10 protein-coding genes are annotated in these 16758 nt (G+C 62.2%); 6 read left to right on the forward strand and 4 right to left on the reverse strand.

What is annotated here, in order from left to right:
- Positions 1–51 precede the first annotated feature (51 nt).
- The 4 genes from HDG33_RS31405 to HDG33_RS31420 are packed head-to-tail and all read right to left on the reverse strand — an operon-like array spanning position 52 to position 7571.
- On the reverse strand, positions 52–1170 hold the full coding sequence (locus HDG33_RS31405; protein WP_184038552.1) for a glycosyltransferase: 1119 nt from the start codon (positions 1168–1170) through the stop codon (positions 52–54).
- A complete protein-coding gene (locus HDG33_RS31410) occupies positions 1167–4403 on the reverse strand; it encodes a glycosyltransferase family 4 protein (protein WP_184038555.1) in 3237 nt (1078 codons plus the stop codon). Before HDG33_RS31410 ends, HDG33_RS31405 begins: the two co-directional genes overlap by 4 nt.
- Positions 4396–6603: a glycosyltransferase gene (locus HDG33_RS31415; protein WP_184038558.1), complete on the reverse strand. Its 2208-nt coding sequence runs from the start codon at positions 6601–6603 to the stop codon at positions 4396–4398. The genes HDG33_RS31410 and HDG33_RS31415 overlap by 8 nt, the downstream gene beginning before the upstream one ends.
- Positions 6600–7571: a glycosyltransferase gene (locus HDG33_RS31420; RefSeq protein WP_184038561.1), complete on the reverse strand. Its 972-nt coding sequence runs from the start codon at positions 7569–7571 to the stop codon at positions 6600–6602. Before HDG33_RS31420 ends, HDG33_RS31415 begins: the two co-directional genes overlap by 4 nt.
- A gap of 520 nt (positions 7572–8091) precedes the next feature.
- On the opposite strand from HDG33_RS31420, the gene HDG33_RS31425 reads away from it, so the two are divergent.
- The 6 genes from HDG33_RS31425 (at position 8092) to HDG33_RS31450 (ending at position 16697) form a co-directional block, all read left to right on the forward strand.
- Positions 8092–9051 carry an NAD-dependent epimerase/dehydratase family protein gene (locus tag HDG33_RS31425; protein ID WP_184038564.1) on the forward strand — a complete coding sequence of 320 codons (960 nt, stop codon included), beginning with the start codon at positions 8092–8094 and terminating at the stop codon, positions 9049–9051.
- A gap of 49 nt (positions 9052–9100) precedes the next feature.
- Positions 9101–10123 carry a glycosyltransferase family 4 protein gene (locus HDG33_RS31430; protein ID WP_184038567.1) on the forward strand — a complete coding sequence of 341 codons (1023 nt, stop codon included), beginning with the start codon at positions 9101–9103 and terminating at the stop codon, positions 10121–10123.
- Between the two features lie 11 nt (positions 10124–10134).
- On the forward strand, positions 10135–12015 hold the full coding sequence (locus tag HDG33_RS31435; RefSeq protein WP_090803332.1) for a nucleoside-diphosphate sugar epimerase/dehydratase: 1881 nt from the start codon (positions 10135–10137) through the stop codon (positions 12013–12015).
- A gap of 465 nt (positions 12016–12480) precedes the next feature.
- On the forward strand, positions 12481–12999 hold the full coding sequence (locus HDG33_RS31440) for a DUF2778 domain-containing protein (protein WP_184038571.1): 519 nt from the start codon (positions 12481–12483) through the stop codon (positions 12997–12999).
- The gene (locus HDG33_RS31445; protein WP_184038574.1) at positions 12980–13237 is read left to right on the forward strand and encodes a hypothetical protein; all 258 of its coding nucleotides are present in this window, start codon (positions 12980–12982) and stop codon (positions 13235–13237) included. Before HDG33_RS31440 ends, HDG33_RS31445 begins: the two co-directional genes overlap by 20 nt.
- Before the next feature lie 208 nt (positions 13238–13445).
- Positions 13446–16697 (forward strand): SIR2 family protein, encoded by a 3252-nt coding sequence (locus HDG33_RS31450; protein WP_221311602.1) that lies wholly within the window; start codon positions 13446–13448, stop codon positions 16695–16697.
- Positions 16698–16758: the final 61 nt, after the last annotated feature.

Consider the following 16758-nt stretch of genomic DNA (forward strand, 5'->3'; position numbering starts at 1 on the left):
GTTGGATCGCGCCGATGGGCGCCGGGATGCGTTGGTGAGCGGCGGCGCAGACTATCTATCTCTTTTCAGCGAAACGGCCGCCGTACCCGCGCGCGCATGCGTTGACGCGGCCGCCATGCCGACCCCGGCGCCGATGAAGATGTTGCGCCATACCTCGTCGCTGGCACGTTGCAGCACACCGTCGGCGTGTTTGACGAAGGCCGTGTCGATCGGACAGCGGCCGTGGGTCTGGCCGAGGCGCTGCGTGATCACGGGTATCCAGGCGGCGAGCTCGGCATGGGCGTCGAACACGCAGTCGGGCGGGCAAATCTCCTGAGCGGCCGTGCCGCCACGCACGAATACGGGCTTGCCGTAATGCATCGCTTCGAGCACCGGCACGCAGAAGCCCTCGTGGCGGCTCATCGCGAGCAACGCGTGGGTGGATTCGTAGCACTCGAACAGATCGGCGTCGTCGAGCATGCCCTTGAAGTCGACCTGCTCGAGCACGCCGAGACGCCGCGCGTGATTGATCAGAAATTTCAGGTAATCGTAGTTCGGCGTGCTGCCGACGATGCTCAGCGTCGCGCCGAAATCACGCTGCTTCAGCAGCGAGAGAATCTCGATGCCGTCCTCGATGCGTTTATGCGGCACCACCCGGCCCACCATCAGCAGGTTCGGCTCAGGGCGCTTGCGGCCCTTGCGCGGTCCTTCGCGCCGGAACACGTACATGTCGGGAAAGATCGGCGGCACGACCTTGATGGCGTCCGCCGCGACGATGCCGGCGAGGCTCGCCGCCGTGCTGCGCGAATTCGCGACGACGGTGTCGAAGTGCGCGAGCAGCGGCAGTTGCGCGAGTGCCTTCTCGCACAACTGTGCGGTGCGCGGTTCGAGCGCGCGCAGCAACTGCGGGTCCGTCACGCCGTGGATGTAGCAGATCTTCCTGCAATCGAGCGCGAGTATTCGCTCGAGGTACGGATCGTGGATCGAGTAACTCAGCAGAACCACATCGTCGCGAGTGACCTCTTCGAATAATGCGTCAAGCGGGCGCACTCCATTCGTTCCCTCCTCGAAACCGCTTGCATACAGCTCGGCCCTCATGCCGAGACGTTCAGCCATGCGTACGAAACCGATGCAGTGGTTACCCACCGCATCGCCCGAGAAAATGTCCGGAGCACATACCCGCAGCGTCATATCGTCTTCGCCTCCGCAATGTCGTTCAACCGTCGCGCATACGCGCGTGCGACTGCCTCAACTGAGTAGTCGCGCTCGATGCGCGCCTTCCCCGCCAGTGCGATGCGCTCACGGAGTGGCGCATCGTCGATCATGCGTTTGAGCTGTTCCGCCGCGATCGATACCTCCGGATCGCACCAGTACTGACCTTCGGCGAACAGGTAGTCGCCGGGGCGCAGCGGCACGAGTTCGCCATCCACGAGGAACGCGGTGTCGGGTTCGCAAAAGTCGACGTTGCCCGAGAAGTTCGTGACCACGACCGGCTGCCCCAACGCCATCGCCTCCGCGATCACGCGGCCGAAGCCTTCGCTACGGTGCAGCGAAATGTAGGCGTCGCAGCAGGCCATGAAGTCGGTCGAGTCCTGGCGGCTCAGGCGCTCGGACACGATGTGAATGCGGCTATCGCCCGCGACAAGGTCGAGCACGGCGCGCCACACCGGGTCGTCGTCGCGCACGTTCATCGCCTTGATGACGAGCCCGACGCCCGGGGAGCTGTCGCCGAACGCCTGCTTGAACGCCTGCACGCCGGCGAGCGGATTCTTGCGGCTCAGCCACGAGTTGCCGTCGAACATCAGGTAGAACAGGAACTCGTTGGCCGGCAGGCCAAAGCGCTCGCGCTTCGGCTCGAGCGGCGCGGGGACCTCGACCGCCATCGGCATCTGGTAGACCGGCGTGTTGCCGAGCCGGCTGTAGACGCTCTGCACGAAGCGGCTCTGCGCCCAGATTTCGTCGACCATCTGATGCACGTTGCCGAACGCGTTCGGCCAGTGGGGCAGTTCCCATGGCCATGCGCCGATCTTGTGCGTGGGCGCGTCGATCAGGCTGCGGCCGCCTTCCAGCGCGAGCCGCACCATTTCGGGCGCCGGCAGGCAGATCAGGCTGATGTTGTACTTGAGCTCGTCGCTGATCAGATGATCGACCGAGTGTTCGAGGCGCGCGGGTCCCGCCATCGGCGCATTGAGCAGCGTGACCGGCGTCGACGACAGTTGCAGTACGCGGGCGGCCATGCGCGCGTCTTCGCCGAGGCCGAGCACGCCTTGCGGGAAGCCGATGATGTTGACGCCGAAGTCGTAGCCGATGCCTTCGACGCGCGCGTGATAGCGCGCGGGCTCGTGCGCGTCGTCATCGGCTTCGTCGTCGGCGCAGTCGGTCCAGCGCACCTTCAGCGAGCCGACCAGCGGATATTCGGTCGACGCCCATTCGTTCCACCAGCGCACGAGCTGGTCGCGGCCATCCGCGGTGTTCAGGTCGTACACTTCGCGCAGATCCGGGCGGTCATTCGCGATCATCGTCAGGAAGCGCGGCAGCAAGGTGTCGTCCGCCGGCTGCTCGTCGTCGATTCTCGCGAGCTCTTCGGCCAGATGAGTCGGCGTCCATTTGATCGCGTAGTACTCGTCGTGCCCGTGCTTGTCCCACCAGGAGATGAAGCCGAGCCGTTCGCTGAAGCTGTTCAGGTTGAACGATGCCTGCAGGTCGGGCCGCTCGTTCCAGATCAGCAGCAGAAAGCGCGGCAGCAGCGGCAGCGCGCCTTGCTCGCCGGCTTGCGCGCCGAACAGGCTGTCGGGCAACGGCGGGATGGCCCAGTGAAGCGCCGGATACTGGTGCTGCCCGTGTTCGATCCACCACGACAGGCACTTCAGACGCCCGGTGAAGGTGTCGAGCGAGCAGAGCTCCTGCAGATCCTGGCGCTCGTCATGCAACAGCCGCAGGAAGCGCGGCACCGGCAGCCAGTCGGCGTGCGTGCCCCATTCGGGCTCGAACATCAATGCGGGTGTGGCGGGCGGCACCCATTCGCCCTCGCGTTCTTCGGCGAGATGCGTCGGCGACCATTCGATCGCGTAGTACTCGCTGTGCCCGTGCTTTTCCCACCACGAAATGAACGCGAGCCGCTCGCGGAAGCTGCTCAGGTTGAACGACGCCTGCAGGTCGGGCCGTTCGTTCCAGATCAGCGGCAGAAAGCGCGGCAGCAGCGGCAGCGCGCCTTGCTCGCCGGCTTCCATCCTGAACAGGGTGTCGGGCAACGGCGGGATGCCCCAGTGAATCGCCGGATACTGGTGCTGCCCGTGCTCGATCCACCACGACAGGCACTTCAGGCGCCCGGTGAAGCTGTCGAGCGAGCAGAGCTCCTGCAGGTCCCGGCGCTCACCGTGCAGCAGCCGCAGGAAGCGCGGCACCGGTAGCCAGTCGGCGTGCGAGCCAAATTCGGGCTCGAACATCACGGCGGAGGGCGTGGGCGGCACCCATTTGATCGCGTGGTACTGATGCTGGCCGTGTTCGATCCACCACGACAGACAGCTGAGCCGCCCGCGGAATGACTGCAGCGTGAAGGTCGCCTGCAGGTCCGGCCGGTCCTTGTAGATCTCGCACAGGAAGCGCGGCACGTAAGGGCCACCGTCCGCGGGAAGCGCTTCGGGCTCGAGCATGAAGCCGCCGATCGGCGGCTGCGACCACTTGATGCGCGGATACTCGCGCTGGCCGTGGTCTTCCCACCAGCTGAGCGCGTTGAGCCGCGAGGTGAAGCTGTTCAGATTGAACGCGCTGCGCAGATCGGGCCGCTCGGTCGTGATCAGCGCGAGGAAGCGCGGAAACGGCATCGCGCTGGAGTCGCGCGCGTCGATCGGTTCCAGCAGCCCGGGCCACGCGATCGGCGGACGCCACGTCACGCGCGGGCAGGTGAGCTGACCGTACTGCTCCCACCAGTCGAGGCAGTTCAGATAGCCGGTCAGCGTGTTCAGGTTGAATGCCTGGGACAGATCGCCGCGATTGCGCACGACCGTCGTCATCAGCTTCGGCAATTGCAGGCCGGCTTCTTCGAGCACGGTGACGGGCTCGTGCAGCGTCTCGCTCAGATGCTTCGCATCGAGCACGCTCGGTTTGGTCGAGCCGAGCCAGTACGTGACGGCGTCCGGATGCCGCTCGATCAGCGTGTCGTTGTCGAGCTGACGCAAATATTCGAGGTCTTCCTGTCGCAGCACCCAGTTGAAGTCCGGATACGTTTCGCGCGCCGACATTTCCCACCAGAAATACAGAGTGACGCGGTCATCCAGCACTTTGGAATTGAAGCGCGCGAGATCGGCTCTGAACTTCATCAGAAAGTAGATCGCGCTCGGCAGGCAGAACAGTTCCCCCGGCGATGGATGGCGGTACTCCGCCAGCCATCCGGTCTTGTTTTTTTGGGGTCCCAGATTAATCAAGATTTGCAATCCTTGAAGGCCAAGCAAAGGAAAAATCGTCGGCAGTCAGTGTCAGATTGGGTGAATAGCAGGGATCGTTCATCAACAGATGCTCCCAGCGCTGTCTGACCAACTCAGATTCCTGGTTGAAGCGGCTGATTTTTTCCGGTGTGTCTTCGGCGCCGCGGGTTGCCGATTCGTGATGATAAAGCTCCGCGTAGGGCGTCCACACATTGCGGTAGCCCGCTTGCCGCACACGCAGGCAAAAATCGATGTCGTTGTAAGCGACGTGTAACTGTTCGTCGAGGCCGCCGACTTCCTCGTAGATCGACTGGCGAATCAGCAGGCACGCGGCGGTCACCGCGCACATCACGTTGCGCAGGCGCGCGCGCGCGAAGTAGCCGGGGTGCGAATTGGGGAAATGCTTGTGCGCATGGCTCGCGATACCGCCGACGCCGAGCACCACGCCGCCATGCTGGATCGTGTCGTCCGGATACAGCAGTTTTGCGCCGACCGCGCCGACATTCGCCTGCAGCGCGACCGACACCATTTCCTCGAGCCAGTCGGCGTTGATCACTTCGATGTCGTTGTTCATCAGACAGACGAAGTCCGCCGTGCTCGCGAGCGCGACGCGGTTGTTCAGCGCCGAGTAGTTGAACGGCGAATCGTCGCGCACGACCTTGATGCGCTCGTCCTCTTGCAGGCGCGCGAACAGGTCGTGCGTTTCAAGCTTGAGCGAGCCGTTGTCGATGATCGTGATGCGGAAGTTCGGGTAGCTCGATTTCTGCCGCACCGATTCCACGCATTGCTCGACGAGTCCGGCGGAATCGCGCGTCGGAATGATGATCTCCACCGACGGCAGCACCTCGGGCAAGTCGTACACGACCTTGTTGAAGGCGTCCGTGCCCGGCGCGTGCTCGGTGTGGGCGCTGATGCCGTTGCGCGCGAGGTGTTCGTCGAGCGCGCGCATCGCCGCGATATGCGCGTACGGCTTGGCTTCATGGCCGGCCGCCGTGCTCTCGGGGATCATGCGCCAGTGGTACAGCGCGCGCGGCACGTGATACACCGTGTGATGACCCGCGCGATCGATCACGCGCAGCGCGAGGTCGTAGTCCTGCGAGCCTTCGAAGCCGGTTCTGAAGCCCCCGACCTCCTTCATGACCGAAGTCTTGTAGACGCCGAAATGCGAGATCATGTTCTGGCTCAGGAACAGATCGTAGTTGAAGTCGCATTTGAAGTACGGGTCCGAGCGGACCCCGTCGATCGAGATCTTGTCTTCGTCGCTGTAGATCACCGTCGCGTCCGGATGCGCGTTGATCAGTTCGGCGACGCAGTAGAGCGCGAGCGGATGCAATTCGTCGTCGTGGTCGAGCAGGCCGACGAATTCGCCGACGGCAAGCTCGAGCGCCGTGTTGCTGGAGCTGCTGATGTGGCCGTTCGTCGTGCGGTACGCGACCTTGATGCGCGGATCTTTGGCGGCGTAGCTGTCGAGCACCTGCTTGACCTCGGGGTTCGTCGAGCAGTCGTCGGCGATGCAGAATTCCCAATTCTCGTAGACCTGGTCGACGACCGAATCGATCGCCATGCGTAGCCACCTGGCCGGCGTGTTGTAGGTCGGCATCACGATGCTGATCAGCGGTTGCAGCGCCCACGCCTTCGAGCGCGCGCGCAGTTCCGGGTAATGCGACGCGGGCGGCTCGTGCCGCTCGATCCATTCCTGATACGTGTGACCCACGGTTGGCGCCGGCGCGGGCTGAGCGCCGCCGCTCCATGACGCCATCCGGCGCGCGCGTTCGAGCAGTTCCGTCGGGCAGTCGGCGTCGGCCACCAGTTCGACGTTGAAGCCGGTGATCGAAAACAGTCCCGAGCGCGCGATCGGATCGAGGCGCAACGGACCGACGAGCGGCGGAAACGCGACGACCTGATCCACCTTGCCGTCAGCGTCGACCACGAGGCCGATCGTCGCGTGCTCCGACATGCCCGCGCCCGCGTCGAAATAGATCATGCATGGCGAGGCCGGCATGTCTTCTTTCGCGAGCTCGAACGAAATACGCGCGGCGCGACCCGACAGCTCTTCCCATCCCGTCAGCTCGAACTGCGGATCGCCGTTCGTCGCGTTCCAGGCGAACCCGGAATTCGAGGACGCCTCGACGTTATTCAAGGGACGAAGTTCGAAGTTCTTCATGAGGTTCTTCACGAGGTTCGTCACGGGTTTTGTCATTTCGTCAGCAGGGAATCGTAGAGGTCTTTCAAGGGCGACAGGACGGCCTGCCAGGTCAGATCGCGCGTCGGAGCAGCGGCAGCGCCGTGCGGTTGCGCGAGCGCCGCACGAATCGATCCGGTGATGCTGTCGACGTCGAACGGATCCAGGTAGGCGACGTGCTGCGCGAAATATTCTTCGGTAGAGCCAACTTTCGTTACTGCGATACGCGCGCCCGCGGCATGCGCTTCGAGCGCGGCGAGCCCCGGCGTTTCGAGCGTGCTCGGCAGCACGAACGCTTCGCAGGCCGCGTAGGCGGAGCGCAGCAGCGGCGAATCGTGGGGCAGCGTGCCGGCGTAGACGACCTGCGCGCCACCCTCGTCGAAGCATGCCTTCGCATACTCGGGATCGCGCTGATGGCCGATCAGCACGAGCTTCAGGTCGGGGAACGACTTCATCGCCCGGATCAGCGCGAGCTGGTTCTTGCGCGGCTCGATGTTGCCGACGTTCAGGATGAAGCGGCCCTCGATGCCGGATTCACGGCGGAACGGCTCCGCCGCGACCGGCTCGTAAAAGCTCTGTTCGACGCCGTTCAACACGCTCGCGAACTTCTCGCGCGGCAGATCGAAGATGCGAGCGAGCGTGTCGCATTCGATCTCGGAGTTCGCGACCACGCGGTCCGCGAGAGAAAACTGATGCTGGATCTCGCCGATCGGATAGAGATGCCTGGTTTCCTCGGTCACCCACAGACTCGACGACACGACGAGCGGCAAGCCGAGTTGCTTGACGAAGTTGCAGAAGTGCACCGAGCCACCGACGCACGAGAAGAAATGCACCACGTCGTGTTCTAGAAAACGCGGCTGCCACGGATCGAACAGCGTAACGTCGACGCCATGCGCGGGCAGATGCTTGTGATACGCAAGCAATTGGATTTCTCCGCCGCCGGGGGTATGGAAAGCCATCGGGTAGGTGGCAAACAGCACTTTCATAGGTGGGACTCTAGTCGCTCAAACAGTTCTTTTCTTCAGACCAGCACGTCGCGGCACGCCGCTGCGCGTAACGCGCGAACAGGGCGGCGAGACCGGCAGGTTTCGGGGCATTCATGTGGATGCTCGCCGCGCGCTTGCGCGGCCGTCAGGCGCGGACTTGCCGGTGCGCGGGCCGGGGCCTGATCGCACGGCCAGCGAGCAGGCCGGCGTGTGCTGTTGTCGAGCACGTCGGATCGATACCACGAATTCCACATGCGCGAATATGTTTGAGTTGTTACGAAGTGTACGAACGACGCGCCAGCAGGCGCAGGTCCGTTTTATTATCACGGCCCGAATACAATACGTTCCCAGCCAGACTTCCTGAGAAAGCACCGCCGATGCCAGATTGTATCGTGTCTGATCCGCCTTTCCCGCCGTTTGCGGCCGCGTCGAGTCCTGACGGCGATCGTCTGTTTGCGTGGGTCGCGCGGCATGACGTGGGCGTAATCGTGCGCCGCGAAGTGCATGACGGAGCATTGCGATGAGTCTGCAGATCCTCGTCACCGGCGCTAACGGTTTCGTCGGCCAGGCGGTGTCCCGCGCGTTGCTGCGGCGGGGCGATCGCGTCACTGGCGTGGTGCGCCGGCCGCAGACGGCCGCCGAGGGCGTGCGCGAATGGCTGCTCGATACCGAAGACTTTGCGGGCATCGACCAGCGCTGGCCGGTCGCGCTCACTTGCGATGCGGTGATCCATCTGGCGTCGCGCGTGCACGTGATGCGGGAGACCCTGACCGAGCCGCTCGCCGCCTATCGCGCGACCAATGTCGAGGGCAGCTTGCGCGTCGCGGCCGCGGCGCGGCGCGCGGGCGCGAGGCGCTTCGTGTTCGTCAGCAGCATCAAGGCGATGGGCGAGGCGAGCAGCGGCCGGCCGATCGCTGAAACGGATCAGCCCGCGCCGTCCGATGCGTATGGCATCTCGAAACTGGAAGCCGAGCGCGCGCTGTTCGACTACGGCCGCTCGACGGGTCTCGAAGTCGTCGTGGTGCGGCCGCCGCTGGTCTACGGGCCGCGCGTGCGCGCGAACTTCCTGCAGCTGATGAACGCGGTCGCGAGAGGCATTCCGTTGCCGCTCGGCGCGCTCAGCGCGCTGCGCAGCCTCGTGTTCGTCGATAACCTCGCGGACGCGCTCGTGCATTGCGCGACCGATCCGCGCGCGGCCGGCGAAACCTTCCATGTGACCGACGGCCGCGACCTCAGCGTGCCGGAACTCGCGCGTCTGCTGGCCACGCAGCTTCACGTGCCCGCGCGGCTCGTGCCGGTGCCGGCCAGCCTGCTGCGTCTCGCGGGTCGCCTGACCGGCCGCTCGGCGCAGATCGATCGATTGATCGGCGAGCTGCGCGTCGACAGTTCGCATATCCGCGAATGTCTGAACTGGTCTGCGCCGCACACGGTCGAGCATGGGCTGCTCGAAACCGCGGCGTGGTATCGCTCGACGCATTGACCACGGGTTGAACCCGCCTTGACTCCGACCTGAACCGCTAACGCTATCGATGCCGCTCGCTGCACACTCTGCCTCTTCCGTCGTCTCTCTACTGCCGTGGGGCGTCGCCGCGCTCGCCGCCTGCGCGGCGATCCTGTGGACGCTGCTGCGCACCGGCCTCGCGTGGCGGCTCGCCACCGACATCCCCAACGACCGCTCGCTGCACACGCGCCCGACGCCGCGCGTCGGCGGCTGGGGCATCGTGCCGGTCGCGGTGCTGCTGATCGCGCTGGCGGCGCCGTCGCTGTGGCTGCCCGCGCTTGCCGCGGCGCTGCTCGCGGCGCTATCGCAGCTCGACGATCGACGTGGCCTGCCCGCACGCGTGCGCTTCGGCGGCCATGCGGCGGCGGTGGCGGCACTGATCGCCGTCTATCCGGCCGACGTGCCGTGGTGGGCGCTCGCGTGCATGGCGGTTCTGCTCGTGTGGCTCGTCAATCTCTACAACTTCATGGACGGCTCGGACGGCCTCGCGGGCGGCATGGCGCTGTTCGGCTTCGGCGGCTATGCGGTGGCCGCCTCGCTGTCGTCGCACGCGGACCCGGCGCTCGCGACGGCGAGCCTGATCGTCACAGGCGCGGCCGCGGGCTTTCTGCTGTTCAACTTTCACCCAGCGCGCATCTTTCTCGGTGACGCCGGCTCGATCCCGCTCGGCTTTCTGGCCGGCGCGCTCGGCTATTGGGGGTGGCGCGAGGGTGTATGGCCGGTGTGGTTTCCGGCGCTGTGCTTCGCGCCGTTCATCGGCGATGCGTCGGTCACGCTGCTCAAGCGCCTGCTGCGCGGTGAAAAATTTTGGCAGGCGCATCGTGAACACTACTATCAAAGACTGGTGCAGTCGGGTTTCGGGCACGCATCGACCGCGTGGATTTGGTATATGTTCATGGCGGCGGGCATAATACTTGCTGTCTGGGCGCTACAATTCGCTCTTCTGTATCAATGGCTGGTTGTCGTCGCATGGGCTGCCGTGCTGGTCGTCGCGGGCCTGTGTATTGATCGCCGCTGGCGGCGCCATGTGTCCCGTTCCGGGCCAATCTGAGGTTCTGCGCAATGAAAAGCTTCAAAGCCAGATGGCTTTCGTTCAGTGCGTTTGCGTTCGACCTGTGCGCGGTGGCAATGGCCTGGCTGCTGGCCTATGTGATCCGGTTCAACGGACCGGTGCCCGCGCCGTTCTGGTCGAGCGGGCTGCATGCGCTCGTGTGGGTGCTGCTGATCTACGCGGTGATGTTCCGCGGCTACGGCCTCTATCGCGGCATGTGGGTGTTCGCGAGCCTGCCCGATCTCGTGCGGATCGCGAAAGCGATCGGCGTCGGCGCGCTCGTCGTCGTGATCGGCTCGGCGCTGTTGCAGCCGGCGCCGGTCGTGCCGCGCTCGGTGCTGATCGTGTCGCCGATGCTGCTGTTCCTGACGATGGGCGGCTCACGCGCGCTGTATCGCGCGGCCAAGGAGTTCTATCGCTACGGCGGACTGGTCGGCCAGGGCAAGCCGGTGCTCGTGCTCGGCGCGGGCAATGCCGGCGCGAACCTCGTGCGCGAGCTGAAGCGCTCGGGCCAATGGCGCCTCGTCGGTCTGCTCGACGACGATCCGATCAAGCAGGGCCGTGAAATCTACGGCTATCGCGTGGTGGGTGCGATCAGCGATCTGCAGAAAATCTGCACGGAGTTGAAGGTCGAGCATGTGATCATCGCGGTGCCGTCGGCGTCGGTGGAGGCGCATCGGCGCATCGCCACGCTGTGCGTGCGCGCCGGCGTACGCGCGATGACGCTGCCCGCGCTCACGCCGCTCACGCAAGGTCAGGCGTTCCTGTCGCGCGTGCGGCAGATCGATCTCGAAGACCTGCTCGGCCGTGACCCGGTGACGATCGACACCGAGCACGTCGCCGCGCTGCTGAAAAACCGCGTCGTGATGGTGACGGGCGCGGGCGGCTCGATCGGCTCGGAGCTATGCCGGCAGATCCTGCGCTTCGGTCCGGTGCAACTGGTCGCGTTCGACATCTCCGAGTTCTCGATCTATCGGCTGAACGAAGAACTGCGCGACAAATATCCGGAAGTGTCGGTGGTGCCGATCGTCGGCGACGTGAAGGACTCGCTGCTGCTCGATCAGGTGATGGCGCGCTACTGTCCGCACATCGTGTTTCATGCGGCGGCCTACAAGCATGTGCCGTTGATGGAAGAGGTCAACACGTGGCAGGCGGTGCGCAACAACGTGCTTGGCACGTACCGCGTCGCGCGCGCGGCGATCCGCCACGACGTCGCGCATTTCGTGCTGATCTCGACCGACAAGGCGGTCAACCCGACCAACGTGATGGGCGCGAGCAAGCGGCTCGCGGAGATGGCGTGCTCGGCGCTGCAGCAGCAGGGCGCGCGGCGCACGCAGTTCGAGACGGTGCGCTTCGGCAACGTGCTCGGTAGCGCGGGCAGCGTGATTCCGAAGTTCCAGGAGCAGATCGCGCGCGGCGGGCCGGTGACCGTCACGCATCCGGAAATCACGCGTTTCTTCATGACGATTCCGGAGGCGTCGCAACTCGTGTTGCAGGCGTCGAGCATGGGGCGCGGCGGCGAGATTTTCATTCTCGACATGGGCAAGCCGGTGCGAATCGCCGATCTCGCGCACGATCTGATCCGCCTGTACGGTTTCACCGAAGAGCAGATTCGCGTCGTGTTCACGGGCCTGCGCCCGGGCGAGAAGCTTTACGAGGAACTGCTAGCGGACGACGAAACCACCACGCGCACGCCGCATCCGAAGCTGCGCATCGCACAGGCGCGCGAGGTGCCGGACAGCCTGATCGACAATCTGCTGCCGTGGCTGATGCAGCATCGCGTGCCGGCCGACGATGAAGTGCGGCGCGATCTGCGGCGCTGGGTGCCGGAGTATCTGCCGGCGACGGCGACGACGCTGCGTAGTGTGGCGCCGGCGACCCGGGTGTCGTAGGCGTTCCGCCGCCGCGAGTCATCGGAGTAGTCGAAGCATTGGATCGGTACCCGCGAAGGCAGGTCATTTGACCCGTTGAAGTTGGCCGTCGGATGGTTATCGATAAAAGCCCCTGCAGACCTGCTGGGGCTTTTTTTTGCCTTGGAGAGGTGACGACCATCGTGCACGCCCCGGCTTTTCGGAGTCGTCTGAAGCCTGCGCCCGGCACATACACCTAGCATTGAACAGTCGCCACCCGGTATGTCATTCCCGCTGAGGTGGCGGCTCTATTGGCTCTTTTTCTGTGATGCAAAGGTATTGCGCGCCCTTGAGGCGCGTTTTTTTTGTCCGGGCGAAAGAGGCGGCAAATCCGGAATCGCCTGTAGCGCGCCAGCGGCACGCGCGCTTATGGTCAAGGTTCACCAACGGAAGGAACCTATGCAGAACGCGATGACCTACAGCCAGCGCAATCAGGAGGCGTGATACGTGGCCTACACGGGCAAATTTCTCGTGAATAACGAACCCCTATCACCGCTCACCATTTTTGGCATCGGCACGTTCAACGCGTATTCAGGCAACAATCAATACCGCAATCGGGGCGGCTGCACGATGGTGCCTAATGATGGGCCGCTTCCTGCCGGTAAATACTGGATCGTTGACCGCCCCACGGGCGGCATCCGTTCTCAGGTGTTTGCATGGGCAAAAGATGAGTGGAATGCAGCAATGGGTCACCCATCGAATCACGGTGAATGGTTCGCGCTATATCGTGATGATGGGACGATTGATGATGTGACGTGGATCAATGGCGTCAAACGCGGGCAGTTCCGTTTGCATCCGGCAGGCGGACGCGGGATTTCGCTTGGCTGCATCACGCTGCCGAGCCATAGCGACTTCATGAAAATCCGCAACGCGCTGCTGCACACTGTCAAAATTCCCGCGCGCTGTTCGGGCCTTCTCGCCCACGGAACAATTGAGATCATCACATATGGCAACACTTGCCCGTAGGGTGTTTAAGATTGCCCTGTTTATCGGCCTGTGCTATCTGTCCCTGCTCCATGTCCGTCCATACCATTACGAGTGGACAGAAAGCGAGTCGCGCGCATGGTTTGCTGCTTCGCGCTGGCTCGGTGTTCGCGATCCCGAAGATTTGTATTTCGTGGTGTGGGTGACGATTGAACTGATCGCTGCGGCGATGGCGTATGTGGCGATCATGAAGCTATGGCGGTGGTATCGCACGAAGTAGACGAAAACCTCGGCGACGGGGCTTTTTTTGGTTCATCGAGGATTACCGGGGTAGTCTCTGTTCGGACTCGAAGCGGACACGTGTGGCACGAAATTGAATACCAATCAGCGGACGGTCAAATGCCGGTCAGCCAGAACTCGTGAGCGACGGATACCATCAAAGCACGTGCTCTCGTAGAATCTATGAACAACATTAATAAACTGAGCTCATGAGATTCGATCCCAATGGTCCCTCCTTACCGGATATCCTTCTAGAACGCTGTGATGCTGGTCGCGTCGTGTTTCTGTGTGGTGCCGGAGTTTCGTTGCGGTCCGGAATGCCGACGTTTGTCGGCCTCACTCAGTACGTCATAGAATTCTTCGACCCGCCAGCCGACTCAGAGATCATGGCCGCGTTCCGACCATGGCTGGACGGTCAATCTGCGGCGAATGTCCCACTCGATCAAATCTTTAATCTGCTTCATCTTGAATACGGTAAGGATGAAGTTAACGCTCTAGTCACAGAGCGGTTGAGTGCTCCTCTAGAAAGCAAGGATCCTGGACGTGAGCACGGTCTGATTAAGCGCATTTCTTCGAGCCAGAGCGGCGTGCCGCAGATTGTCACGACGAACTTCGACCGATTGTTCGAGATAGGGCAAGAGGGAGAGCATCTGGTCCGGCATGTGCCGCCTGCTTTTCCCGACCTGAACTTCGGATCGAAGATAGAGGGGATCACCTATCTACATGGGCGACTGGTGGACACAGCCTCTGAAAGTCACCCCTACGTGCTGAGCAGCGCGGACTTCGGACGCGCATACCTATCTGAAGGATGGGCTACCAACTTTATCAGGCACCTCCTCGAACGATATACCGTCGTTTTAGTCGGCTATCAGGCGGAAGATCCTCCAGTCAAATATCTTCTTCAGGGTCTCAACCATGACGGCCAGTATGACCGGTCTAGACTCTTTGCCTTTGACCGTGGGCTTCCTGAAGAGATCGAAGCCAAGTGGCGTGATCGAGGTGTTACATCCATAGCCTATTCCGATCATCCGGACCTGTGGAAGAGCATGGAAGCGTGGGCTAACCGGGCCGACGATCCGCGTAGGTGGCGTGCATCCATAATCGCTAAAAGCCAGCAGGACCCGAAAAATCTGGCTTCTTATGAGCGCGACCAAGTTGCTCATGTTCTTCGCACAGTACAGGGTGCAAGATCGTTCTCGGAGATCGATCCGGTACCGCACCCTGAATGGGTATGTGTGATGGATGCGAATGTCCGATCAGGCAAACGGAGCAGTGGCTACGACAGCGACGCGGAGACCTTCGACCCTGTGATCGCTTATGGGCTTGATGACGATCTGGAAGATATCCCTGAGGATGCTCGCAGACAGGACGTCAATAACGATAATCTTTTAGTCTGGCGCAGCGAAGACGACAATCCACATGAGTTTCATCGGTTGGGCGGGCGACAGGTCGAAGGTTTCGAGGCGACGCCCATAAGGCTTGGTCACCTCGTCGCTTGGGCGAGCAAGTCCGTCGACAGTCCTGTGCTGGCTTGGTGGGCCATTCGGCAGAACGGACTGCATCCGCGACTGCTGCAACAGTTCGAGTGGCAAGTGGAGCATTCGAAGGCTCTCAACGAGCGTGCTCGTCATATCTGGAACCTCATCCTCGAATACCATCGAGACCCTCGCAATCGTCAGTGGAACAATGAATGGTTCGACTTAAAGAAACGGATCGATGCGGAGGGGTGGACGGCCAGTGTCCTACGAGAATTTCGGAGAGTCGCGACACCGCGATTGGAGATCAAGCCACCGTTTGGCTTGGGTCAGTCCAGACCGCCGTGGGCGCCTTGGGGTGAAATTCATCTCGGCGACCTAGGTCAGTTCGAAGTCGTTTTACTTGAACGGCACAACGAGGATCTAGAGGTCCCAGACGATCTGTTGCCGCAGGTCTTTAGCATATTAGAAGAACAGCTAACCGTCGCCTCGGGGCTACTGGGGGATATCGAGACCGTTTGCTTCCAGACATCGACCTGCTATCCGGACCGTGAGGTCGATGGGAGAGAACACATCACGGAAGCCGCCGAGGTTGTGAGTTGGTTCATCCAACTGTTTGACCGAATGGCGGCCAGATGGCCAGTGCTGGCGAATGCACATGCAATGACCTGGCCTGCGACAGACCGTTTCTTCTTCCGAAAGCTCAAGCTGTACGCGTTCAGCAAAGCGGATGCCTTTGAGGCCGATCATGTTGCCGAAGAAGTCTTGTCCTTGGACCAAGAGACATTCTGGGACATCGATGTGGTTCGAGAGCTTCTTTTCCTACTGGTGGACCGATGGGGAAAATTTTCTCAGGAGAACCGGAACCAACTCATTGACCGCATCTTGACCGGCCCCGATCAGCTTCCCTATTGGTCTGACGAGGAGTTTCCAGGGCTACGGGATGAGTGCGCCGCCAGATACGCCCGGTATCTCGAACTACAGGGTTGTGAACTGACGGCTGATCGCAGTGAACAACTTGCCGAGATGATCAGAGGTATTCCTGGATGGACCGACGATTGGGCGACCTCGACTGTGATCGACAGGGGCTTTCACGTGGGCTCGGTCGGTACGGACGAAAACCCCGATGCAATCTTGAACCTTCCCGTGGGCGAGGTGGTATCCAAAGCAAAGGAAGACCTGAAGCGGGACTTCGGTAGCTTCACTGAGAAGCGCCCCTTTACTGGTTTGGTAAAAGCCAATCCGCGAAAAGCGTTGTCTGCGCTGACGATTGCAGGAAAGGCTGGCGACTACCCAGAGGTGTTCTGGTCGTCCATGATCAATGAATTTCCCGCAGGTATCACGCCCAGGCTGAGACGGGTATTCCTGAACCGGGTAGCGCGACTGCCACACTCGGTTATCGCCGAACTGCGCCATACCCTGGGCCGATGGCTCGAACAGAACCTGGTTGCGGTCCTTGAGTTTGACGATGTTCTCGGTTGGGCAGTCTACGATCACATCGTCGATGGCATCCTGAGCGGTGGAGCAGATGCAGCGAAGAGCGGTCTGGGCGAAGTCCGTCAAGGTGGAAAAGTCATTCAACAGTCCCGGCGCACATTCGGCCATGCGATCAACGGCCCTATCGGCATGTGTGCGAAGGCCCTTTTCCACGCAGTCCCTGGAGAGAAACAGGAAGCTTGTTCACTAATCCCAGATCACGTCAAGTCTCGTGTCGAGCGCCTCTTTGCGGCATCAGGTGAGGGTTCAGATCATGCCGTGTCGATAGCAAGCGCAAAACTGAACTGGCTCATGTTCGTCGATCCCGCCTGGACTGAGGAACGTCTTATTCCAATGTTGGCGTTTGAACATCCAGCTTCGGAACCCGCATGGAACGGGTTTCTTCATAGCAGGCAAGTGCCTTCGCCGCCGTTGGCAGAGGTCATCAAACCGCTCCTGCTTAAGGCAACGCTGATTAAGTCCACCGATCCGGTACCTCAAGCGTTATAGAAATCGGATTGAACGAAGAAGGCGAAACAGGATGAAGCAGCAGACGCTGGCGATGGCAGCC

The organism is Paraburkholderia sp. Cpub6 (genome assembly GCF_014201065.1).
In the GTDB taxonomy this organism is placed as follows: domain Bacteria; phylum Pseudomonadota; class Gammaproteobacteria; order Burkholderiales; family Burkholderiaceae; genus Paraburkholderia; species Paraburkholderia tuberum.

What these genes read in the sequence shown, in the direction of transcription:
- HDG33_RS31405 (WP_184038552.1), bottom strand. Translation starts at nt 1,170, where the DNA reads ATGACGCTGCGGGTATGTGCTCCGGACATTTTCTCGGGCGATGCGGTG.
- HDG33_RS31415 (WP_184038558.1), bottom strand. Translation starts at nt 6,603, where the DNA reads ATGACAAAACCCGTGACGAACCTCGTGAAGAACCTCATGAAGAACTTC.
- HDG33_RS31420 (WP_184038561.1), bottom strand. Translation starts at nt 7,571, where the DNA reads ATGAAAGTGCTGTTTGCCACCTACCCGATGGCTTTCCATACCCCCGGC.
- HDG33_RS31425 (WP_184038564.1), top strand. Translation starts at nt 8,092, where the DNA reads ATGAGTCTGCAGATCCTCGTCACCGGCGCTAACGGTTTCGTCGGCCAG.
- HDG33_RS31430 (WP_184038567.1), top strand. Translation starts at nt 9,101, where the DNA reads ATGCCGCTCGCTGCACACTCTGCCTCTTCCGTCGTCTCTCTACTGCCG.
- HDG33_RS31435 (WP_090803332.1), top strand. Translation starts at nt 10,135, where the DNA reads ATGAAAAGCTTCAAAGCCAGATGGCTTTCGTTCAGTGCGTTTGCGTTC.
- HDG33_RS31445 (WP_184038574.1), top strand. Translation starts at nt 12,980, where the DNA reads ATGGCAACACTTGCCCGTAGGGTGTTTAAGATTGCCCTGTTTATCGGC.
- HDG33_RS31450 (WP_221311602.1), top strand. Translation starts at nt 13,446, where the DNA reads ATGAGATTCGATCCCAATGGTCCCTCCTTACCGGATATCCTTCTAGAA.